Origin of the sequence: Actinocrinis sp. (assembly GCF_035653575.1) — a bacterium.
Lineage (GTDB): Bacteria > Actinomycetota > Actinomycetes > Streptomycetales > Catenulisporaceae > Actinocrinis.
Genome location: NZ_DASRBQ010000163.1, coordinates 38709 through 60795, shown reverse-complemented (window position 1 = coordinate 60795; position 22087 = coordinate 38709). Strand labels below are relative to the sequence as shown.

21 protein-coding genes and 1 riboswitch are annotated in these 22087 nt (G+C 71.3%); of the genes, 9 read left to right on the top strand and 12 right to left on the bottom strand.

Translation table 11 applies throughout. From position 1 onward, the window contains the following. Positions 1-66: 66 nt before the first annotated feature. On the top strand, positions 67-531 hold the full coding sequence (locus tag VFA06_RS22195; RefSeq protein ID WP_324842603.1) for a MarR family transcriptional regulator: 465 nt from the start codon (positions 67-69) through the stop codon (positions 529-531). 93 nt (positions 532-624) lie between these two features. Here VFA06_RS22195 and VFA06_RS22190 read toward each other — a convergent pair whose 3' ends face one another. Further along, positions 625-1833 (bottom strand): acetate kinase, encoded by a 1209-nt coding sequence (locus VFA06_RS22190; RefSeq protein WP_324842602.1) that lies wholly within the window; start codon positions 1831-1833, stop codon positions 625-627. 179 nt (positions 1834-2012) lie between these two features. Between VFA06_RS22190 and VFA06_RS22185 the strand changes: the two genes are divergently transcribed. Next, the gene (locus tag VFA06_RS22185; protein ID WP_324842601.1) at positions 2013-4490 is read left to right on the top strand and encodes a phosphoketolase family protein; all 2478 of its coding nucleotides are present in this window, start codon (positions 2013-2015) and stop codon (positions 4488-4490) included. Between the two features lie 94 nt (positions 4491-4584). Continuing rightward, positions 4585-5310, top strand: a complete 726-nt coding sequence (locus tag VFA06_RS22180; RefSeq protein WP_324842600.1) for a GNAT family N-acetyltransferase — start codon at positions 4585-4587, stop codon at positions 5308-5310. Between the two features lie 39 nt (positions 5311-5349). Here VFA06_RS22180 and VFA06_RS22175 read toward each other — a convergent pair whose 3' ends face one another. Next, a complete protein-coding gene (locus VFA06_RS22175) occupies positions 5350-6162 on the bottom strand; it encodes an SAM-dependent methyltransferase (RefSeq protein ID WP_324842599.1) in 813 nt (270 codons plus the stop codon). A 263-nt stretch (positions 6163-6425) separates the two neighbouring features. Here VFA06_RS22175 and VFA06_RS22170 point away from each other — a divergent pair, with 263 nt between their 5' ends. Beyond that, positions 6426-6914 carry a universal stress protein gene (locus VFA06_RS22170; protein ID WP_324842598.1) on the top strand — a complete coding sequence of 163 codons (489 nt, stop codon included), beginning with the start codon at positions 6426-6428 and terminating at the stop codon, positions 6912-6914. 181 nt (positions 6915-7095) lie between these two features. Continuing rightward, a complete protein-coding gene (locus VFA06_RS22165) occupies positions 7096-7491 on the top strand; it encodes an FMN-binding protein (protein ID WP_324842597.1) in 396 nt (131 codons plus the stop codon). 33 nt (positions 7492-7524) lie between these two features. Here VFA06_RS22165 and VFA06_RS22160 read toward each other — a convergent pair whose 3' ends face one another. Next, positions 7525-8664, bottom strand: a complete 1140-nt coding sequence (locus VFA06_RS22160; RefSeq protein ID WP_414639947.1) for a HoxN/HupN/NixA family nickel/cobalt transporter — start codon at positions 8662-8664, stop codon at positions 7525-7527. Positions 8665-8699: 35 nt separating this feature from the next. Further along, positions 8700-8936, bottom strand: a riboswitch (cobalamin riboswitch). Between the two features lie 80 nt (positions 8937-9016). On the opposite strand from VFA06_RS22160, the gene VFA06_RS22155 reads away from it, so the two are divergent. After that, entirely contained in the window at positions 9017-9436 is a 420-nt protein-coding gene (locus VFA06_RS22155) for a metalloregulator ArsR/SmtB family transcription factor (RefSeq protein WP_324842595.1), read from the top strand. On the opposite strand, the gene VFA06_RS22150 is transcribed toward VFA06_RS22155, so the two are convergent. The 5 genes from VFA06_RS22150 to xylB form a co-directional block, all read right to left on the bottom strand. Beyond that, positions 9407-9898, bottom strand: a complete 492-nt coding sequence (locus tag VFA06_RS22150) for a metallophosphoesterase family protein (RefSeq protein WP_324842594.1) — start codon at positions 9896-9898, stop codon at positions 9407-9409. The two genes, VFA06_RS22155 and VFA06_RS22150, sit on opposite strands and share 30 nt — an antisense overlap. Before the next feature lie 53 nt (positions 9899-9951). Next, positions 9952-10248, bottom strand: coding sequence for a DUF427 domain-containing protein (locus VFA06_RS22145; protein ID WP_324842593.1), 297 nt, complete (start codon positions 10246-10248; stop codon positions 9952-9954). A gap of 56 nt (positions 10249-10304) precedes the next feature. Further along, the gene (locus VFA06_RS22140; RefSeq protein WP_414639946.1) at positions 10305-10814 is read right to left on the bottom strand and encodes a GNAT family N-acetyltransferase; all 510 of its coding nucleotides are present in this window, start codon (positions 10812-10814) and stop codon (positions 10305-10307) included. A 56-nt stretch (positions 10815-10870) separates the two neighbouring features. Continuing rightward, a complete protein-coding gene (locus VFA06_RS22135) occupies positions 10871-12073 on the bottom strand; it encodes an ROK family protein (RefSeq protein WP_324842591.1) in 1203 nt (400 codons plus the stop codon). 210 nt (positions 12074-12283) lie between these two features. Beyond that, on the bottom strand, positions 12284-13771 hold the full coding sequence (gene xylB, locus VFA06_RS22130) for a xylulokinase (RefSeq protein WP_324842590.1): 1488 nt from the start codon (positions 13769-13771) through the stop codon (positions 12284-12286). Positions 13772-13918: 147 nt separating this feature from the next. Between xylB and xylA the strand changes: the two genes are divergently transcribed. Further along, the gene (gene xylA / locus VFA06_RS22125; RefSeq protein ID WP_324842589.1) at positions 13919-15094 is read left to right on the top strand and encodes a xylose isomerase; all 1176 of its coding nucleotides are present in this window, start codon (positions 13919-13921) and stop codon (positions 15092-15094) included. Between the two features lie 222 nt (positions 15095-15316). Then, complete coding sequence (locus VFA06_RS22120) at positions 15317-16360, top strand: GNAT family N-acetyltransferase (protein WP_324842588.1); 1044 nt, start codon at positions 15317-15319, stop codon at positions 16358-16360. 102 nt (positions 16361-16462) lie between these two features. Here VFA06_RS22120 and VFA06_RS22115 read toward each other — a convergent pair whose 3' ends face one another. Both VFA06_RS22115 and VFA06_RS22110 read right to left on the bottom strand, forming a co-directional pair. Next, positions 16463-17860, bottom strand: coding sequence for a S53 family peptidase (locus VFA06_RS22115; RefSeq protein WP_324842587.1), 1398 nt, complete (start codon positions 17858-17860; stop codon positions 16463-16465). Positions 17861-18002: 142 nt separating this feature from the next. Continuing rightward, entirely contained in the window at positions 18003-18329 is a 327-nt protein-coding gene (locus tag VFA06_RS22110) for a hypothetical protein (RefSeq protein ID WP_324842586.1), read from the bottom strand. 231 nt (positions 18330-18560) lie between these two features. On the opposite strand from VFA06_RS22110, the gene VFA06_RS22105 reads away from it, so the two are divergent. Beyond that, on the top strand, positions 18561-19697 hold the full coding sequence (locus VFA06_RS22105; protein ID WP_324842585.1) for a carboxylate-amine ligase: 1137 nt from the start codon (positions 18561-18563) through the stop codon (positions 19695-19697). A 21-nt stretch (positions 19698-19718) separates the two neighbouring features. On the opposite strand, the gene VFA06_RS22100 is transcribed toward VFA06_RS22105, so the two are convergent. Continuing rightward, positions 19719-20414 (bottom strand): bifunctional 4-hydroxy-2-oxoglutarate aldolase/2-dehydro-3-deoxy-phosphogluconate aldolase, encoded by a 696-nt coding sequence (locus VFA06_RS22100; protein ID WP_324842584.1) that lies wholly within the window; start codon positions 20412-20414, stop codon positions 19719-19721. A gap of 17 nt (positions 20415-20431) precedes the next feature. Then, the gene (locus VFA06_RS22095; RefSeq protein ID WP_324842615.1) at positions 20432-22063 is read right to left on the bottom strand and encodes a D-aminoacylase; all 1632 of its coding nucleotides are present in this window, start codon (positions 22061-22063) and stop codon (positions 20432-20434) included. Between the last annotated feature and the right edge of the window lie 24 nt (positions 22064-22087).

Below are 22087 nucleotides of genomic sequence, written 5' to 3'. Positions count from 1 at the left end.
CAAACTAGCGTCAGTATGTTCAATCATCAGCGATACTGACAATCAGGCTAGCGGTAGGCTCGGAGGGTGTCCAGTGCAGCCAAGGACGCGGCCGCCGCGGCGGAGCGCAGCCCGGAACTGACCAGCCGCCTCGGCTATCTGCTCAAGCACGCCCAGTTGCGGCTCGCCGAGCTGACTGCCGCCGCGCTGGAGCCGTTCGGCGTCAACGGCCGGGAGTTGGCCGTGCTGATGGTGCTGGCCGAGGGCGAGCCCGCCTCGCAGCAGGAAGCCGCGCGGCGGCTCGGCATCGACCGCACGAGCATGGTCGCCTTCCTGGACGCGCTGGAGGAGAAGGGCCTGGTCGAGCGGCACCCGCACGCGCACGACCGGCGCCGCAACGTGGTCGAGCTCACGACGGCGGGACGCGAGACGATGCGAGCCGCCCGCCGCGCCGGTGACGAGGCGGAACGGCGCTTCCTCGCCCCGCTCGGCCGGACCGCCGGCGCGGCGCTCAAGGAATCGCTGCTGGCTCTCATTGAATCAAAAGGCTGACTAAGCGCCGCCGGTGGTGCCGGCGGTGTTCAGCGGCGTGCCCTCAGTCTCGGTGTAATGAGGGCACTGACTAGGCATCCGCTCCTGCTGCCGCTACGAGCCGCTCGCGACCGCCACCGCCAGTGCCTGCTCGGCGATCTCGAGCTCCTCGTCGGTCGGCACGACCAGGACCGGCACCTCGGCCCCCTCCGGCGAGATGAACCGCTCGCCGCTCCCGGCCGCCCGATTGCGCTGCTCGTCGACGACGATTCCCAGCCGCTCGAGCCCACGCAGAGCCAGCCCCCTGATAAGGTCGTCGTTCTCACCGACGCCCGCAGTGAAGACGACCGCGTCGACGCGACCGAGCACCGCGTAGTACGCGCCGATGTACTTACGGATGCGGTGGCAGTACACGTCGATGGCCAGGCGGGCGTCGCCGTCGCCGCTTTCCCGCGCCCTGCCCACGTCGCGCAGGTCGTTGCTGCCGGCCAGCGCCAGCAGGCCGCTCTCCTGATTCAGTGCGTCGTCGATCCGCTTGGCGTCGAAGCCGGCGACGCGTTCGAGATACGCGGGCACGGCGGGATCGAGATCCCCGCTGCGGGTGCCCATGACGAGACCTTCGAGCGGTGTCAGGCCCATCGAGGTCTCCACGCTGCGCCCGCCCTCGACCGCGCACACGCTTGCGCCGTTCCCGAGATGCAGGACGATCAGGTTCGTCTCCTGCGGCGACTTGCCCAGCAGTCGCGCCGCCTGCCTCGCCACGAACTGGTGCGACGTGCCGTGGAATCCGTAGCGCCGCACCGAATATCGGTCCCGCCACTCGCGCGGCACCGCGTACGTATAGGCCGCAGGCGGCAGTGTTCGATGAAACGCGGTGTCGAACACCGCGATGTGCGGCACGTCCGGGAAAGCCTTGCGCGCCACCTCGATCCCGGTCGCGTTGGCCGGATTGTGCAGCGGTGCGAGTGCTGTCAGCTCCCTGATCTCGGCGAGTACGGCGTCGTCGACCAGGGTCGGCTGGTCGAACCGGTCGCCGCCGTGCACGACGCGATGCCCGACGGCCACCAGATCGGTCCCGGCCAGGTCCGGCCCGGAAGCCTTGAACGCGGCCAGGATCGCGTCGAGCGCCTGCGCGTGGTCGGCGAACCGATCCCGCACCTCGTACGGCGCGCCATGCGCGGGCCGGTGGGTAAGTTCGCCCGCTGCGTCCTCGCCGATCCTGCCGACCTGCCCCGTGGCCAGCCGCTCGCGCCGCGCCAAGCCGATCAGCTGGTATTTCACCGAAGACGACCCGGCGTTGAACACCAGCACGTCATGCGCCATCCCTACCTCCGCATTCGCGCCGCCCTCGGTGCCACCCTCGCCGTTGCGTGGTACCCGCCCCAGGTGCCTTCGACCCGCGGCCGATGGGACTAACGACCCATCCGGGCGACCAGGCCGGGCGGCCAGTCTTGAAGTGGGCGAACAATCGAGGAAGAACCGAAAACCGAAAGGGGCCGGCAATGGCCGATCGCGAGGCGGGGGCGCTTTCCCGTCGCGACCTTGACCTGATCGACGCCTACTGGCGTGCCGCCAACTACCTCTCCGTCGGGCAGATCTACCTGCTCGACAACCCGCTGCTGCGCGAGCCGCTGCGCGAGGAGCACATCAAGCCGCGCCTGCTCGGCCACTGGGGCACCACGCCCGGCCTTAACTTCATCTACGCGCACCTCAACCGGCAGATCAAGGCGCGCGACCTGAACGCGATCTACATCGCGGGACCCGGCCACGGCGGCCCAGGGCTGGTCGCGAACGCCTACTTGGAGGGCACGTACAGCGAGGTCTACCCGCGCATCGGCCTCGACGAGGAGGGCATGCGCCGGCTCTTTCGCCAGTTCTCCTTCCCCGGCGGCATCCCGAGCCACGTCGCGCCCGAGACCCCCGGGTCGATCCACGAGGGCGGCGAACTGGGCTACTCGGTGGCGCACGCCTACGGCGCGGCCTTCGACAACCCGGACCTCGTGGTCGCCTGCGTGGTCGGCGACGGCGAGGCGGAGACCGGGCCGCTGGCCGCCTCCTGGCACTCGAACAAGTTCCTCGACCCGGTGCGCGACGGCGCGGTGCTGCCCATCCTGCACCTGAACGGCTTCAAGATCGCGAACCCGACCGTGCTGGCCCGGATTCCGAAGGACGAGCTGGACAAGCTGTTCGAGGGCTACGGGTATCGTCCGATCACCGTCGAGATCGCAGACCCCGACGACCACGACGCCGCGCACCAGGCCATGGCCGCGGCGCTCGATGACGCGCTCGACGAGATCAGGACCATTCAGGCCGAGGCGCGAGGACTGGCAAATGGGCACAGTCGCGCCGAGGTGCGCGGCGGCGCTGCTTCGGCCGACGGGCAGCTGACCGCGGACGACCAGGTGGCGGTCGACCGCCCGCGTTGGCCGATGATCATATTCCGGTCGCCCAAGGGATGGACCGGCCCGAAGAGCGTGGACGGCAACCGCACCGAGGGCAACTGGCGCTCGCACCAGGTCCCGCTCGCGAACCTGCGGGAGAACCCGGACCATCTCGCGCAACTGGAGCGGTGGCTCGCCTCCTACCGTCCGCAGGAGCTGTTCGACCGCTCCGGCCGCCTGATCCCGGAACTGGCCGAACTGCCGCCGCAGGGCCTGCGCCGGATGAGCGCCAACCCGCACGCCAACGGCGGCATCCTGCTGCGCGACCTGGACCTGCCGGACTTCCGCGACTACGCGGTCGAGGTCAAGGAGCACGGCACGACCTTCGCCGAGGCCACCCGCGTGCTCGGCGCTTTCCTGCGCGACGTGATGGCGCGCAACGAGACCCCCGGCGCCGACACACCCGGCAACTTCCGGGTCTTCGGACCCGACGAGACCGCCTCCAACCGGCTCGGCGCGGTGCTCGAAGCCACCGGGCGCGCCTGGATGGCCGAATCAGAGCCCGACGACGACGCCGCGCTGGCCCCCGACGGCCGGGTGATGGAGGTGCTCTCCGAGCACATGTGCCAGGGCTGGCTCGAGGGCTACCTGCTCACCGGCCGGCACGGCCTGTTCTCCTGCTACGAGGCCTTCATCCACATCGTCGACTCGATGTTCAACCAGCACGCCAAGTGGCTCAAGACCACCCGGCACATCCCGTGGCGCCGCCCGATCGCGTCGCTGAACTACCTGCTGACCTCGCATGTGTGGCGGCAGGACCACAACGGCTTCTCGCACCAGGACCCCGGCTTCATCGACCACGTGGTGAACAAGAAGGCTGAGATCGTCAGGGTGTACCTGCCGCCGGACACCAACACGCTGCTGTCGGTCGGCGACCACATCCTGCGCAGCCGGCACTACGTGAACGTCGTCGTCGCGGGCAAGCAGCCCACGCACAACTGGCTGTCGATGGACGACGCGATCCTGCACTGCACGCGCGGCATCGGCATCTGGGAGTGGGCCTCCACGGACGCGGGCACCGAGCCCGACGTGGTGCTGGCCTGCGCCGGCGACATACCGACGCTGGAGACCCTGGCCGCCACCGCCATCCTGCGCCAGTCCTTCCCGGAGCTGAAGATCCGCGTGGTGAACGTGGTGGACCTGATGCGCCTGGAACCCGACGCCGAGCACCCGCACGGCCTGTCCGACCGCGAGTTCGACTCCTTGTTCACCACGGACAAGCCGGTGGTCTTCGCCTACCACGGCTATCCCTGGCTGATCCACCGGCTGACCTACCGGCGCGCGAACCACCACAACATCCACGTGCGCGGCTACAAGGAGGAGGGCACCACCACCACGCCCTTCGACATGGTCATGCTCAACGACCTGGACCGCTACCACCTGGTGATCGACGTGATCGACCGGGTTCCCGGACTGGCCGAGCGCGGCGCGCACCTGCGCCAGGCGATGCTCGACGCACGCACCCGGGCCCGCGCGTACACCCGCGAGGTCGGCGACGACATCCCCGAGGTGCGCGACTGGGTGTGGCCGTACAACTAAAGGTCCGAAGATCCGATTAACGACGTGCCCCCCGAACGGCTCGCGGTTACGGTTGGTGCCACCAGGCAACGATCGAGACCGTCCGGGAGGCGCGTTGGCCGTCGAGGAAATCAGCAGGCCGACGGACCCGGACGGCACGGCGGACGCGCGGCACGTGCTGGACAAAGTGACCTGGGCGGCGCTGACCGGACCGCATGCCCGCTTCGCGGAACGGCACGGCCGCGCCGTCCGGTACCAGCCGGACGTCTCACCGTTCGCCGCGCTCGAAGACCCGCACGACGAGCGGTGCTGGGCCGACGCGGCCGAACTGGTCGGCCCGAAGGGCACCGTGATCCTGCTGCCCGGCCCCGCCCGCGCGCCCGCCGGCTGGAGCCAGGTCTTCGGCGAGCCGTGCGCTCAGTTCGTCGCGACGTCCGCCGACGCGAAGCCGGACCCCGAGGCGGTCGTGCTCGGCCCGGACGACCTGCCCGAGGTGCTCGACCTGGTCGCGCGCACCAAACCGGGACCGTTCCTGCCGCGCACCCTCGAGCTCGGCGCCTACCTCGGCATCCGGCGCGACGGCAGGCTCGCCGCGATGGCGGGCGAGCGGCAGCAACCGCCGGGATGGACCGAGGTCAGCGCGGTGTGCACCGATCCTGCGTTCCGGGGGCAGGGATTGGCCGCCCGGCTGGTGCGCGCGGTGGTCGCGGGCATCAACGAACGCGGCGACCGTGCGTTCCTCAACGTTCTCTCGGCGAACGCGGGCGCCATCCGCGTCTACGAGTCCCTCGGCTTCACGGCGCGAATGCACGGCTGGGTAACCGGCTTCCAGCTCGACTGAGCCACGGCGTAGCCGACGGCGCGGCGCCGCCGGGAACCCTCAGCCGTCCTTGCGGGCCAGCAGCCCGTAGGTGCGCAGGATGTGCTGGGTGCTCTCGCCGTCCGGGCGCCACTCGTTGACCTGCACGACGCCCGGCGGCTGCACCGAGAAGCCGCCCAGCCACGCCTCCAGCTGCTCGGGCGTGCGGTGGATGAAGGGCACCCTCGTCGAGCGCTGATAGTCGTCGACCATGCCCGCCTGCTCCGCCGGGTGCTCCAGGTCCGGCGCGGCGTGCGAAAGCGCCAGGAAGCTGCCGGGCGACAGCGCGTCGCGGTACGAGCGCACGATCCGGTCGGGCTGCTCGTCGTCCGGGATGAAGTGCAGCACCGCGATCATCAGCACCGCCACCGGCTTGCCGAAGTCGATCAGCTCGGCCGTCTTCGGGTGCTCGAGCACCGTGGCGGGATGTCGAAGGTCCGCGTGGATGACCGAGGCCTGCGGGTTGCCGCTCAGCAGCGAGTGCCCGTGCGCGACGGCGACCGGGTCGATGTCCACGTAGAGCACCCGGGAGGATGGATCCGTGGCCTGCGCGATCTCGTGCACGTTGCCGACCGTGGGCACCCCCGAGCCCAGGTCGAGGAACTGCGTCACGCCGTACTCGGTGACCAGGGTTTTGACCACGCGGCGCAGGAACGCCCGGTTGGCCCAGATCGCCGCCTTGAGCGTCGGCATCGCCGCCGCGGCCCGCTCCGCGACCTCCCGGTCGGCGGCGAAGTTGTTGCTGCCGCCGAGCCAGTAGTCGTAGATGCGGGCGGGACTCGGCCGCTCGATGTCCGCCGGGGTCAGCGTCGGCAGCTGGTCACTGGTGTCCATGGCCGTCAGTCTGCCTCTTGGCAGTGCGCCGTGTACATCCGGCCCTCCCCGAACCCGGCCGCTGATGCGCTCGGGGCGGCGGTGCCGGACACTGGACTCGGAGGGGCCTCGAACCCAGGATCGAATGCGCCGCAACAGTCGCTTGCACGTGCAATCGCATCATGCTGAATCCCGGGAAAGCGGCCACCAGCAGGCACGGTGGCCGGTACCGTGGAAAGCGGGAGCCGCAGGCGCACCCGCTGCGCCGGGGAAGGAGAGCGGCAATGGACAACCGTCCCGGCCCGCGGGTTTTCGTGGGCGTAGACCGCTCGATTCCCGGACTGGCCGCCCTGCGCTTCGCGGTCGCCGAGGCCAGGCGGCGCGGCACGGATCTGCACGCGGTCCGCGTCGCCAGCGTGTTAACGCTCACGGAGACCAAGGAGATCGACGCGGCGTTCGCCGAGGCCCTTGGCGGCTTTCCCGCGGATGTGACCGTGCACCGCGAGCTGCTGGTCGGCGCGGTCGCCGAGACACTGGCCAGGCGCGCCCGCAATCCCGAGGACGTGCTGATCGTGGGCACCGACGGGGCCGGCCGCTGGCACGGGCTGTGGTCCCGGTCGATCAGCCGCGAGTGCCTGCGCAAGGCGCACTGCCCGGTGCTGATCGTGCCGGGCCCGCAGATGGCGATCGAGGTGCGCCGCCGCCGCTGGCTGCCGCACCACCGCGAACTGCTCTCCGGCCTCGACTTCGACGCGCCGATAGCCCAGTCCTGAGCGCCCGGCGCCGACCGGTACGGGTCGGCCGGGTTGCGTGCGAACCGCAAAGACTCGGTCAAGATTTCCGCGCCGGGCGAGCGGCAGCGGCCTCATCCACGTGTGCACCGGCGTCGGGCGCGCCTCGAGATCACGGAGTCTGGCGCCGCCTGCCCGCCTAGTGGAAAGAGGAACCGGGACCGTGCGCCGAACCGCCGTCTTCATCGTCGCTACCGTGCTCGCCATGCTGGCGCTCCTCGGCATGAAGCAGGGGGTGCGTTCCGGCGTCGCCGCGAGCGTGGTGCGCAGCAACGACACCATGACCGTGACCGGTCCGCAGGTGGTGCTGGCACACGGCATCGTGCAGGTGCAGGCGAAGATCGTCAGCGGCCGGATCGTGGATGTGAAGGCCCTCTCCCTGCCGCACGACAACCCGCACTCGTGGGCGGGCGGGACCTACGCCGCGCCGAAGCTGCGCAGCGAGGTCCTCGCGAAGCAGAGCGCTAACGTGCAGATCGTCTCCGGCGCGACGTACACCTCCCAGGCCTACATGAGCTCCCTGCAGGCCGCCCTGGACGCCGCCGGGCTGCGTCACTGAATCAGTGACCCGTCATTGACGCGTGCGGGCGCGTCACTGATCGCCCGTCACTCCGGCCCAGCGGCGCTCGACTCCGGCCAGCTTCCAGTAGGCCAGCGCGACCGCCCAGACCGCCGCGAACGCCCCGACGATCACGAACCCGACGTTGTTGAGGTCGAGCCCGGCGATCCAGCCGGTGATCGGATCGCGCAGCCCGAACCGGTCGTGGGCGACGCCCACGAGCTCGATGGTGCCGATGATCAGCGCGACCGCGACCGACAGCCCGGTGATGGCCAGGTTGTAGTAGATCTTGCGCACCGGGTTGGCGAAGGCCCAGTGGTAGGCGAAGTTCATGAAGGTGCCGTCGAGCGTGTCGAACAGCGACATCCCCGCGGCGAACAGCAGCGGCAGGCACAGGACCGCGTACCACGGCAGCCCGGCCGCGGCCGAGCCCGCGGCCATGCCGAGCAGCAGCACCTCGGAGGCGGTGTCGAAACCGACGCCGAACAGTAATCCGATCGGGTACATCTGCCCAGGCCGGCTGATCGAGCGGGTCAGCCGGCCGAGCAGCCGGTTGAGCAGGCCGCGCCTGGCCAGCTGGCTTTCCAGCAGTGCATCGTCGTGACGACCGGCTCGGGCGGCCCGGTACAGCTTGGCGATGCCGACCAGCGCGACCAGGTTGAGCAGTCCGATCAGGTACAGGAACAGGCCCGAGGCGCCGGTGCTGACAACTTCGAGCATCTGATGCGTGTGCGACGCGTCGCCGGTGAGCGCGGCGGCCTCGCGCGCCCCGGCCGCGATGAGCGCGGCGAGCAGGACCACCACGGTCGAGTGGCCGAGCGCGAACCAGAACCCGACCGACACCGGGCGCTTGCCGTCGGCCATCAGCTTGCGCGTGGTGTTGTCGATCGCGGCGATGTGGTCGGCGTCGAAGGCGTGCCGCATGCCCAGGGTGTACGCGGTGACGCCAAGGCCGAGGCCGAAGACCTGCTTGCCCATGGCGAAGTGGCGCGGCGCGACGAGCAGCGCGAGTACGCCGAACGCCAGCACGTGCATCAACAGGATGATGAAGGCGAGGGCCGCGACGCGGTAGGTGTCCGCGCGCTGCCACGGCGCGGGCCGCGCGGCGCCGCCGGTCGGGGGACCCGGCGACCCGGATCGGGGGACTGCTCTGTTCGCGGACTGCTCCGGCACGCTCACGCGCGACCGCCTCCAGCACCTCGTGGATGGTCGAGTAACGTGCCGTGGCCGGTCTCCTGGCTGACGGGTCAAACGTCCCGGCTCCGCCTTCCCGGACGCGCGCGTCCAGTGGCTCGCCCTCGGCTTGTTGAGACTCGCGGGCGAAGGAGCGGGGACTTCCCGATCACAGTGGCGAGGGCCGCTCCGGACTCGAAGCGGGCGCGGGATGGGGTCCGTGCGCCCGCCGCTCACCGGTCTTCCCGATCACCACGGCTCGCTCAACGTACTGGCGCAACAGCCGCGCTGCAAGTCTCATCAGGTATGCAGATGTTGTACGCCGGTCGCGCGCCGGGGAGAGAATGGGCCCATGCATCTCGTGCCCGCCGAACACGCCCATCGCCGCACCATCGACGAGCACCTGGTGTGCGAGGCGATCGAAGGCATCGGTGACCAGGCCGCGGTCCGCGCCTGGGCGGACCGTTTCGCGCTGCTGGCCGATCCCGGTCGGCTGACGTTGCTGCGCGCGATCCGGGCCGTGCCCGACATCAGCGTCTCGGACCTCGCGATCGCCGCGGGCATGAACGACACGGCCGTGTCCCAGGCGCTGCGTCTGCTGCGCGTGGCCGGCGCCGTCGCGGCGCGCAAGGACGGCCGGATCATGCGGTACAGGCTCGTGGATGACACGCTCGACGCTCTGCTCGGTCTCGCCGCGGAGCCGACGCCGGGTGCGGAGTCGATGTCGGCTACGGGGCCGATCTCAAGTCACGGGCACGATCTGCGCCGCTAGCAGGCGGCCGTCCGAAATCTCCAGGACGCCGATGGTGCCCTGCGGCTGGCGCCGCCGGTCGGTCGGCGATCCCGGATTGAAGATCCGAACGCCGTCGCCGCTCTGGTCGAGCGGGATGTGCGAATGGCCGAAGACGACCAGCTCAGCGTCCGGGAAGCGCCGGTGCATCCGCGCGGTACGGCCGACCGCCGCTCCGGCGTCGTGGATCATTCCGACGCGGAGCCCGTCGAGCTCGAACCGGTCTTCCACTGGCGCACCCCAGCCCGCGACATCCGGTCCGTCGTTGTTGCCAAGTACCGCACGGACCGGTGCGTAGGCCGCCAGTTCAGCGAGCACGTCCGCAGTACACACGTCGCCGGCGTGCAGAATCAGGTCCGCGTCACGCAAATACTCGGCGACTTTCGGCGGGCAACCGTGCCACCGCCTAGGTGCATGCGTATCCGACAGGACGATGACCCTCACGCCTCAGCCCTTTCCAACGCAGCCTGCGGACGTGCTCCTTTCACCGCTCAGGCTTAGTCGTCCGCCTTCTCCACGGTGACGCCGTGCCAGAACGCGACGTAGTCGCGGATCTTCGCGGCCGCGTCCTTCGGTTCGGGGTAGTACCAGGCCGCGTCGGGGTTGCTCTCCCCGTTCACGTTCACCGTGTAGTAGCTGGCCAGGCCCTTCCACGGGCAGGTCGTGTGGGTCGTGCTCGGTGCGAAGAACTCGCGGTTCACCGCCTCCGGTGGGAAGTAGTGGTTGCCCTCGACGACGATCGTGTGGTCGCTCTCGGCCAGCACCTGGCCGTTCCACGTCGCACGTACTGTCACAGCGGACTCCAATCTCTAGCGCCGCATCCGTCAGTCAGGCTAAGCCCACGAGCCAATCAACCGATCAGTTCGCTCGCGAGCAGGTCCATCAGCAGACCGTCGTGCCAGGTGCCGTCCGGGCCGCGCTCGTACTGCCGCATCACGCCGACCGGCCGGAAACCGACCTTGGTGTAGCAGCGGATCGCCGCCTCGTTGTCCGCGGCCGGATCGATGGTGATCCGATGGTGCCCGTGGTCGTGGATCAGATGTCTGGCGAGGATCCGTACCGCGTCGGTGCCGATGCCGCGTCCGTGCATGGATGCGTCGAGGTAGATGTCGATCCCGGCGTGCCGATAGTCCGGCTCCTCCTCGGCCCACCACTGAATGAAGCCGACGGTCCGATCTTCGTACTCGACGACGAAACCGTGCTCGTCCTCGGTGGCCAGCTCCTCGGCGACCGCGGCGTGCAGATCCGGGCCGCCGCGCCACCACCGGTACACCGCGGGATCGGCGCGGATCGCGGCCAGCGCCGGTATGTCGCCCTCCTGCGCCGGACGCAAGGTGACGATCGATCCGGACAACTTCACGGCGGCCGGGTCGTAGCCGTCCGCCTTCTGCGCTTCTGCCTGCATACCTCCGGACACTAACGACCGACGGCGTTGCGCTCATGTGTATTACGCCAGTCGGCATACCGCGCCGGGTTCTCGATAATGCGCCGGATCGTGACCGTGGCCGCGCCGAGCAGCGGGCCGCGGCGGCCGAGTTCCGACAGCTGCAACGCCTCGGGGCTCCACGGCCGCACGGTGACCCGCTCCGCCAGCTCCTTGCGCATCCCGGGCAGCAGCCATTCGCCCAGCTCGGCGTATGCGCCGCCGAGCACGAGCGCGGAGGGATCCAGCAGGTTCACCGCGCCGGCGAGGGCGGTGCCGAGCGCGCGGCCGGCCTCTTCCAGCGCTCCGAGCACACGCGGATTGCCGCCGAGGGCCTGATCGGTCAGCGCCTTGATCCGGTCGCCGCCCGCATCGGAAAGGCCGCAGGCGCGCAGCACGGTCTGCTCGCCGGCGTACTGCTCCAGGCAGCCGCGGGCGCCGCAGCTGCACTGCGGGCCGTCCGGGTGCACCGGCACGTGCCCGAGCTCGCCCGCGAATCCGCGCGCGCCGCGGAAGAGCCGGCCGTCGATCACCACGGCCGCGCCGATGCCCGCCTCGGCCGAGACGTGGATGAAGTCCGTGGGCCGGGAGGCCGCGTGCCAGAGCTCGGCCAGGGCGCCGAGATTGGCCTCGTTCTCCACCTCGAGCGGGACCGGCCGCAGCGGCGCGGGCAGCCATTCGGCCAGCGCCTTGGCGACCGGCACGGCGTGCCAGCCGAGGTTGGGCGCCTGCTCGACGGTGCCGTGCGCGGCGTCGACGAGGCCGGGCACCGCGACCACCGCGCCGACCGGATGAAGTCCTTGGGCGGCGGCGTGCTGGAGCGCGGCAGCGGCCACGTCACCGAGTTCGGCGAGCACGTCGCGCGGCGCGCGGCCCCGGTTCGGCGCCTCGATCTCCACCCAGGTGCGCACGGTCCCGTGCAGGTCGAGAACGCAGGCGCCCAGGTGGTCGACCCCGATCTCGAGGCCGAGGCCGGCCGGACCCTGCTCGCTGAGCGCCAGCGCGGTGCCCGGCCTGCCGACCCGGCCGCTCGGCGCGAGGCCGAGGTCGGTGGTCAGCCCGGCCGCCGCCAGCTCGTTGATCAGGCTGCCGACCGCCGCGCGGGTAAGGCCGGTGCGCTCGGCGACCTCCGCGCGCGAACTCGGCCCGTGCGCCGCCAGGGCGGCCATCACGAGCGCGAGGTTCTGCCTGCGCATGCCTTGCTGCGAAGCCGGTCCGGCGGTTCGGTGCGTCGGGGCTCGGTGAGTGCGCGCGTCCCGCCGCGTTACCGGACGGCCCTCATCCACTCCGGCACGTTCGCTCCCGCCAGCCGAATCACCGGCATTCGTCGCACGATTCCCGGTCTCATCATGATCGCCGGTCGAGTCGCTCACGCCGCCCCTCCTCGCGTGTCTCAGCAGCCGGTTTCATGTCGACGCGGAATCGTTTCCGAGTCCGTCACCCTGTGCGAACAGCCCGCCGCGTTCGGCTCGTTGCAGAGTAGCCGCGATAAGGACACGAGCGGCGTCGTCACGAGGCAACGGTTCGAACACGGGTCCGGCCGCGGTACCCCACCGGCGCGCCACCGCGTCGGCCGCCTCACCGGTCAACAGCCCGGCCGCCTGCGCCGCGGCGCCCAGCGCGACGATCTCCTCCGCCGCCGGGATCTGCACCGCTCGCCCGGAGAGCCTCCGTACCGTGTCCTGCCAGGCCTTCCCGCGCGCGCCTCCGCCGATGAGCAGCAGCGGCGTGTCCGCCGCCAGTTCCTCGCCGCCTGCCCGCAACACATCGTCGAGCGCTGCGAGCAGCGAGTACGCCGCTCCGTCATAGGCGGCCTGCAACAGTTGCCCTGGAGTCGTGTCGTGCCGCAGCCCGGTCAGCAGGCCCGACGCGAACGGCAGGTTCGGGGTGCGCTCGCCGTCGAAGTACGGCAGCACCACCGCGCTTCCGCCGGGTTGGACCGCCTCGCGGTCCAGGCCGAGCAGCGCCGCGATCCGGTCGACCGCGAGCGTGCAGTTGAGCGTGCAGGCGAGCGGCAGCCAGGCGCCCAGCGCGTCCGCGAAACCGGCCACCGTGCCGGTCGGGTCGGCGGGGCGGCCGCGCGTCACCGCGTATACGGTCCCTGAAGTTCCCAGGCTCAGCACCGGCGCGCCGGTCTCAAGGCCGAGCCCGAGCGCGGCGGCCATGTTGTCGCCGGTACCCGCGCCGACCAGCGTCCCCTCGCGCAGCGGCACGGCGCTGCCGCGACCGGTGCCGCTTCCGGCCGCGCGCACCTGCCCTGCTGGCTGCCCCGGCTGCACGACCTGCGGCAGCAGCGAGGGGGAAAGGCCTACGTGGTCAAGCAGGTCCGTGTCGTAACCCTCCGGCGTCCACCAGCCGGTGCCGGACGCGTCCCCGCGGTCCGTCGTCGCGCTTCCGGTCAGCCGCTCGGTCAGATAGTCGTGCGGCAGCCTGATCGCGGCGGCCCGCTCGGCGGCCTCCGGCTCGTTTTCCCGGAGCCAGGCCCACTTCGCGATCGTGAACGACGCGGTCGGCACGCTTCCGATCCGCTGCGCCCACCACTGCGCGCCGAACCGCTCCACCAGCGCCGCCGCCTGCGGTGCGCTGCGCACGTCGTTCCACAGCAGAGCCGGCCGCACCGGCACGCCCTTCTCGTCGAGCGCCACGAGCCCGTGCTGCTGCCCGCCGATCGCGACGGCCTGCGCCGTGTCCGCGTAACCCGTCTGCTCCAGCGCGGCGACCAGCGCCTCCCACCACTGCTCCGGATCGCTCTCCCGCCCGGCGCCGCCGCTCACCGTGTGCGTCGCCCTGCCTTGCCCGACCACCGCGCCGGAGTCGACGTCGACCGCGAGGGCCTTGGTCGACTGGGTGGAGCTGTCCACGCCGATGACAATGCGCGCTGCGGTGGGCGACATCCTCGTCCCCTCGGTCGGTTCGCGGCGCGGAAGGCTTCCGAGGGGGGTGGATACCGCCCGGGGCCGCGAAGGAGTAGGTTGGGTGGCGGAATTTGTATTCCGCGTTTACGAATGAGGCTAGCCCTCCGAGACCTCTGGGAGCAAGCAATGACGCAGTCCCTTACCCCCACACCGGACGACAAGTTCACCTTCGGCCTGTGGACGGTCGGCTGGCTGGGCCGCGACCCGTTCGGCGACGCCACCCGCAAGCCGCTCGACCCGGTGGAGTCCGTGCACCGGCTCGCCGAGCTCGGCGCCTATGGCGTGACCTTCCACGACGACGACCTGATCCCGTTCGGCTCCTCGGACAGCGACCGCGAGGCGCACATCAAGCGCTTCCGGGCCGCCCTCGACGAGACCGGGATGAAGGTCCCGATGGCCACCACGAACCTGTTCACCCACCCGGTCTTCAAGGACGGCGCGTTCACCGCCAACGACCGGGACGTACGCCGCTACGCGCTGCGCAAGACCATCCGCAACATCGATCTGGCCGTCGAGCTCGGCGCCAAGATCTACGTCGCCTGGGGCGGGCGCGAGGGCGCCGAGTCCGGGGCGGCCAAGGACGTGCGGGTGGCGCTCGACCGGCTGAAGGAGGCCTTCGACCTGCTCGGGCAGTACGTCCTGGACCAGGGCTACGACCTGCGCTTCGCGATCGAGCCCAAGCCGAACGAGCCGCGCGGCGACATCCTGCTGCCCACGGTCGGCCACGGCCTGGCCTTCATCGAGCGGCTTGCGCACCCCGAGCTGGTCGGCCTGAACCCCGAGGTCGGCCACGAGCAGATGGCCGGGCTCAACTTCCCGCACGGCATCGCCCAGGCGCTGTGGCACGGCAAGCTGTTCCACATCGACCTCAACGGCCAGTCCGGCATCAAGTACGACCAGGACCTGCGCTTCGGCGCCGGCGACCTGCGCGCCGCGTTCTGGCTGGTCGACCTGCTGGAATCGGCCGGTTACGAGGGTCCGCGGCACTTCGACTTCAAGCCGCCGCGCACCGAGGACTACGCCGGGGTCTGGGCCTCGGCGGCCGGCTGCATGCGCAACTACCTGATCCTCAAGCAGAAGGCCGCCGCCTTCCGCGCCGACCCCGAGGTCCAGGCCGCGCTGCGCGCCTCCAGGCTGGACCAGCTCGCGCAGAGCACCCTGGCCGAGGGCGAGACGATCACCGACCTGCTGGCCGACCGCAGCGCCTTCGAGGACTTCGACCCGGACGCCGCCGCCGAGCGCGGCATGGCTTTCGAGCAGCTCGACCAGCTCGCGATGGACCACCTGCTCGGCGTGCGCTGACCGAGTACGCGCCGGCCGCGTCGCAGAGCTCTTGCTCCGGCGCGGCCGGCGCTGTGCTGCGGGCCCGGCCTGCCGCGCGGCCGGGCAGATGAATCTTCAACCTTGACAGTCTTCGAACACTGTTTTAGCGTCCAAGCTACCGCCGTCGCCGCCTGCAAGGGACCGCCGAGTGGACGCAGAGTTCGAACAGTTGACTGAGCCGGCGTGCAAGATGGACGCTGCGTGATCGCAACGGTCGAGGCATACGACGACGTCGCGGCCATCCCCGACTGGGACGAGCTGGCCGCGGGCAGCGGGGCCCCGGTCTTCTACAGCAGCGCCTTCCTCACCGCCTACCGCAAGTCGGAGCTGCTGCCGGCCGACGCCTTCGCCTACCTCGTGCTGCGCGACGCGGATCAGACGGCCCGCGCCTGCCTGCCGGTCACCCTGCTGCCGCAGATGGACCCGGTCGGCTCGCTGGCCGTATACGAACCCTCCATCGCCGCCGAACCGCGCGGGCTGATCAGCCACAACTGGCACTGCTACGACACCTGGCTGCCCTCGCGCGGCGGGCCGGGCGACCTGGACGCGATCCGCGCCGTGCTCACCGCCTTCCAGCACCTGGCCGCCGACTTCGCCGCACCCTGGTACGGCCTGGTCAACGTCGACGCGACCGGGCCGCTGGCCGCCGCCCTCACCGCCCTCGGCGCCCACGGCCTGCCGATCGACCAGCGTTACATCCTGGACCTGCCGCCGGGATTCGCCGCCGCCGACTACCTCGCCGGCCTGCCAGGACACCAGCGCAACACCCTGCGCATGCACCAGCGGCGCGCCGAACGGGCCGGAGCGGTGACCCGCGTGCTGGAGCCGGGATCGGCCGAACCGGACCGGCTCGCCAGGATCGAGCGGATGATCGAGTCCGAGCACAGCGTGCCGGGCCGGTTCGCCCCCGGCGGCTTCCAGCACTTCCGGCGGCTGCTCGGACAGGCCGCGCGCATCATCGAGGTCTGCGTCGACGGCCGGGTCGTCGGCCTCGGCCTCTGCCTGCTCGACGGGGTGCGGCTGCACCTGTGGACCTGCGGGGTCGAGCGCGGCGCGGAGGACTTCAGCCCCTTCTACCTGCTGTTCTACGAGGCGCTCGAATACGCTGCGGGGCTCGGCCTGGCAAGGTTCGAATGCGGCCGGCGCAACGGGGAATTCAAGCGCAGGTACGGCCTGCGCCCCGTGCCGCTGCTCGCCTACGTCGCGCCGGCGCACAAACCGCTCGGCGCGCTCGTCCAGGGATAGCGGCAACCTCTGGCGGTTGCGCGGACCCCGGGCGAGCGCGCCTCGGACGTGCCGCGCCGGTCGCGCGGCCGGCGTCGGCGGGAGGTGACCGGCGGGGAGTGACTACCGGGCCGTGAACGCCAGCGACCAGACCAGGTTGGCGTTGAACGTGCCCAGGCCGCTGGCCAGGTCGTAACCCGGTCCGGCGGTGTAGCCGGTGACTCCGCCGAAGGAGTTGTCGCCGCTGGTCACGTCGACGACCCCGGCGAAGGCCGAGTGCCGGCCGGCGCCGAGCTCGTACAGCGCGTCGTTGATGTTGCCAAGCCGGTGCCCGGCCACCTGGTCGGCCAGCGCCACGACGCCCGCGAAGATCGGCGAGGCCTCGCTGGTGCCGCCGATGATGTGCCAGCCGACGCGGGTGGGCTGGTAGCTGAAGTACACCCACGCGCCGCCGTTGACCGCCGCGCTCGCCGAGATGTCCGGGGTGCCCCGGTGGGTACCCACCACGCCGCGTACGCCGTGCTGGAAATCGGGCCGGCCGAACACGGCAGACAGGCCGCCGCCGCCCGCGCCATAGCCGTCGTTCCACACCACGTCGGGGGAGAGCCGCTTGCCGGAGTCGTCGAGCGTCAGCTGCGTTCCGCCGATCGAGGTGACCAGCGGGTCCGAGGACGGCCAGGAGTTGACCGGCATGGGGTACAGCCCGGAGCCGTCGAGCGTCGCGTTGGTCGCGCCGTCGTCGCCGGAGGAGGCCAGCACGGTCACGTGGTGCCGGGCCGCGGCCTTGAACGCGTAGCGCAGGTTCAGCAGGCTGCTGAAATCGCCCTTGTCGAAGCCGGGGAAGGTGTTCTCGGTGGCGCCGAAGCTCTGCGATATGACGTCGCCGACCCCTGCGTCGATCAGCTGCTTCTCGGCCGTCATCATCTCCGGGAAGCCGGTGACGCCCTCGGTCTCCGCGACCGGCGTCTCGACCAGGACGATGTGCGCGCCGGGCGCGATCGCGTGCGCGTATTCGACGTCGAGGGTGCTCTCCGCGGCCCACCCGGTCATGTCCGGGTTGCTCGGGTCGAAGGGCGGGATGGTGCCGGCCTGCACGATCTGCACGGTGGTGTCCGGCAGGCCCCACTGCGCGTCGAAGACCTGCAGGTCGTGCTGGATGGTCGGCGAGCCGAAGGAGTCGACGAGCACGATCGTGCGGCCGGCTCCGTTGATGTGGAACCGGTACAGGCTGTCGAGCCCGTACGCGGTGTGGTACTGCAGCGGCGAGTAGCAGTGGATGCCAAGCTGCGTCAGGCACTGCGAGGTGGGCAGCGGACTGGTCAGGGTCCTGGCATCGACGTGGTCGGTGACGGCCGGCACCGGTTTGACCGGATGGGCCGCGAGGGTGGCCGTGCCGTAACCGGCGGCCCGGGGCGCGGTCTGCGCCGCCGCGGCCGCGGAGGACTGCGCGAGGGCGATGAGCAGCGCCGCCGCGCCGGCCTCGAGCACCGGGATCGATCTGCGCTTACGGGTGTGTCGCAAGTCGAACTCCTTCGGACGGGCATCGAGCGGGCACCCCGGTCTGAGGTGCCCATGTCGCATGGCACGTTCAAATCAGCCGCTTGGCAAGCGCCCGTCCGCAATTAGCGCCGAGTCGTTATGTCCCGCCGCCCGCCACGTCCCGTCAGCGGCCCGCCTGGACCACCGCCAGCACCACGGCCAAGATCAACCCTAAGCCGAAGGCGGCGACCCCTGCCGGGTCACGGCGTCCGGGAGCCGCCAGACGGATGAGGTAGACCGCGCACACCGCCGCGAGCACCACCGCGCCGGCCACTGCGAGCGGATGCACCGCGAGCCCGATCGCGACCAACAGCGCGGCGAGCAGCTTCACCGGCGCGAAGACCGTCGTCGCGAGCTGCGGCGACAGGCCGGTGAACCGGGTGAAGTTCGGCATCGTCCGGCCAGTCCAAAGGTTGATGGGCGCCATCACGAACTCGGCGATCAACAGCACCGAGCAGATCCACATCAATGCCGTCATCCGGCCCTCCCCGGGGTCGTCACAGCGCTCCGCGCGCGCCCGCCGCGCTCGACACGGGCGGCGCTGCTTACGGTACGGGAAACGCAGGCCCCTGTCGGCGGTCGCGGGCCCGGATCGCGGCCGGCTTGGCCCGGCCATTGCCGGGACTTGACCGCAGGTGACCGCCCACGTCGGTGCGGCGTGAACCACTCGTGCGGAGCGGTTTTGAGCGCCGTCGGAGGGTATCCGGTCGGGGTGATCACGCTCGGGGTCGAGGAGGAGTACCTGCTGCTCGATGAGGCCAGCGGCTACCCCGCGCCGGCGGCTGACGAGGTCTGCCGGGCGGCCGGGATGCAACCCGGGCTCGCGAGCGCCGAGGTGCAGCACGAGCTGCTGCTCGCCCAGCTCGAGGTGGCCACCCCGGTCTGCGAGACGCTGGACGAGGTGGGCGGCCACCTGCTGCGGCTGCGGCACTGCCTGGGCGAGGCCGCGAGCCAGGTCGGCTGCCTGCTGGCGGCCACCGCCGCGGCCCCGTTCCGGCAGGAGGGGCCGGCCGTCATCACCGACACCCCGCGCTACCGCGGCCTTTACCAGGATGCGCCGCAACTCGTCGACGAACAGCTGATCAACGGCATGCACGTGCACGTGGGCATCCCGGACCGGGCCACCGGCGTCGCGGTGCTCAACCGGTTGCGGCGCTGGCTGCCGGTGCTGGTCGCGCTCTCCGGCAACTCCCCGTTCTGGGGCGGCCGCGACACCGGCTTCGCCAGCTGGCGCACCGTGGTCTTCGGCCGCTGGCCGGTCAGCGGGCCGCCCCCGGCCTTCGCCGACGCGTCCGACTACGAGCGGCGCGTGCGCGGCCTCGTGACCGGGGGAGTGATCCGCGACGTGCACCAGGTCTACTGGCAGGCGCGGCTGTCCGAACGCTATTCCACGGTCGAGGTGCGCGCCTCGGACGTGCAGCTGCGCGTCGAGGAGGCCGTCATGCTGGCCGGCCTGATCAGAGGCCTGACGCAGACGGCGATCTGGCGGCACGAGGCCGGCGAGCCGGAGCCCGAGACGCTGCCGGAGATCGCCTCTGCGGCCGGCTGGCACGCGGCGCGCCACGGCCTCGACGGCTCACTGATCGGCGCCGAGGGAAGGCCGATCGCGGCGCGGGAGGCTGCCCGCGCCCTGCTGCGGCACGTGCACCCCGCCCTGGCGGAGCACGGAGACGCCGATCAGGTGACGGCGCTGGTCGAGCGGACCCTGCAGGAGGGCAACGGCAGCCAGCGGCAGCGCACTGCGTTGGCCGACTCCGGCCAGCGCGGACTGGTCCGGTTCATCGCCGCGGAGACGACGAAGGACCCTGAGACGCGCTGAGCGCGGCCGGGCCCAGGAGCGCTACTGTTGCGGCTCCGGCTCGAGCGCCCGCACGAACTCCCGCGCCTTCTCGGCGATGGCCTCGTGGTCGCCGCGCTCGACCAGGGTCGGCGGCACCACGTCGGTCCCCGCGCCGACCGCGGCCGCTCCGGCGTCGAGGAACCCTCGGGCGTTCGCCGCGTTGACCCCGCCGGTGGGGATCAGCCGGGCGCCGGGGAACGGTCCGAGCAGGTCGCGCAGGTAAGCCGGGCCGCCGATCCGCGCCGGGAACACCTTGACCGCCGCCGCCCCGAGCTCGAATGCCCGGCTCAGCTCGGTCGGCGTGAGCGCGCCCATGATCAGCGGCACGCCGCACGCCTGCGCCGCCGTCGCGACGTCCGGCCGTATGTCGGGCGTCAGCAGGAAGCGCGCGCCCGCGGCCACCGCGTCGCGGGCGTGACTCGCCGTCAGCACCGTTCCCGCGCCGATCACGCTGCCGGGCACCTCGGCCGCCTCTTCGATCGCCTCGAGCACGCCGGGGATGGTGAAGGTGAACTCGACCAGCCGGATGCCCGCTGCGGCCAGCGCCGCGGCCAGCCCCGCCGCGTCGGCGACCTGGTTGGCGCGCACGATGCACAGCACGCGGTCGCGGGCCAGCAGATCCAGCGGGTCGGGACGCCGTGTGGGGTGTTCGAGTGCCTGCGCGTGCGCCGACCCGTGAACCTGCGATGCCTGCATTCGTACCTCCGCGTCCGTCATGGGTTCCGCCGCCGCGCGCCGCGCCGCAGCGCCCGCCCCGGTGTGGTCTGAGTGCGCCGATGGTCGTCGATCACGAATTCTCCGCCGACCAGAACGTAGGGGATGCCGGTCGCGGTTCGACGCGGCTGCTCGAACGTCGCCCGGTCGGCCACCTTCTCGGGGTCGAACAACACTACGTCGGCAGCCAGTCCCGGCGCGACCCTTCCGCGGTCGGTAAGTCCGAGTCGGCGCGCCGCCCGGCCGGTCATCTGCGCGATGCACTCCTCCAACGTGAGCAGTCCTTCCTCCCGCACGTAGTGCCCGAGGTAGCGCGGGAAGGTGCCCCACGCGCGCGGATGCGGCCGCTCGCCGATCAGCAGACCGTCGCTGCCGACGAGGTGCGCGGGGTGCCGCAGGATGGTGCGCACATTCTCCTCGTTGCCGACGTGCAGCAGGCAGGAGACGCCCAGGTCGTCGGCGAGCAGCAGGTCGAAGCAGAACTCTGCGGGCGGCTGGCCGGCCCGCGCGGCGGCCTCGGCCACGGTCAGGCCGGCCAGCGCGCTGTTGGACGCGTGCCGCGTGCCGCTGATCTGGATCGCGGCCCAGTCGATCGGTACGCCGTGGCACCCGTCCGAGCCGGTGACTTCGAGGTCCGCCGTCATCCGCGCGCGGGCGGCAGGGTCGCGCAGCCGGGCCGCGAGCGCGTCCGGGCCGCCGATCGCCGCCCAGCTGGGCAGCAACGCGGCGAGCGTCGTCGCCCCGGGAAGGTAGGGATAGCTGTCGAGCGTGATGTCCACGCCGCGCGCGGAGGCTTCGTCGATCAGCTCCAGTAGGTCCGGCGCCCGGCCCGCGTTGACGGAGAAGTTCAGCGTCGCGTGCGCGAGGTGAAGCGGGCAGCCGGACTGTTCGCTGACCCGGATCATCTCCTCGTAGGCCTCGATGGCGCCGATGCCGTAGCTGCGGTGGTGCGGGCTGTAATAGCCGCCGTGCTCGGCGACCACGCGGCACAGCTCGATCAGCTCGTCAGTGTCCGCATACATGCCCGGCGTGTATGTCAGACCGCTGCTCATGCCGACCGCGCCTTGCTGCAACCCCTCGGCGAGCAGGCGTCGCATCGCGGCCAGCTCAGGCTCAGTCGCCGGACGATCGTCATTGCCGACGCACAGCATTCGCAGTGTTCCCTGAGGCACGAGGTAGACCGCGTTCACGGCGCAGCCCTCGTCGATCCGGTCCAGGTACTCGCCGACGGTGCGCCAGTCCCAGGCGAGGTCCTCGGGGTCGCCGTGCCAGCCGGAGATCTGCTGGCGCAACTGTTTCAGCGCGCCGTCGTCCACCGGGGCGTAGCTCAGGCCGTCCTGGCCGAGGACTTCGAGCGTGACGCCCTGGGACGTCTTCGCCAGATGCTCCTTGTCGACGAGCAGCGCCAGGTCCGAGTGCGCGTGCATGTCGATGAACCCGGGAGCGAGTATGAGCCCTGAGGCGTCGACGACGCGATCGGCTTCGAACTGGGCGGCCTCCTCGCCGACGGACGCGATCCTTCCGCCCGCGAGCGCGACATCGGCGCGTGTCCGCGGCGCGCCGGTACCGTCGATCACGTGGCAGCCGCGGAACAGCACTCTCGGCGCCGTATCCGTGCCCTTGTTTTCCATCGCGCTCACACTCTCGCCTTGCCG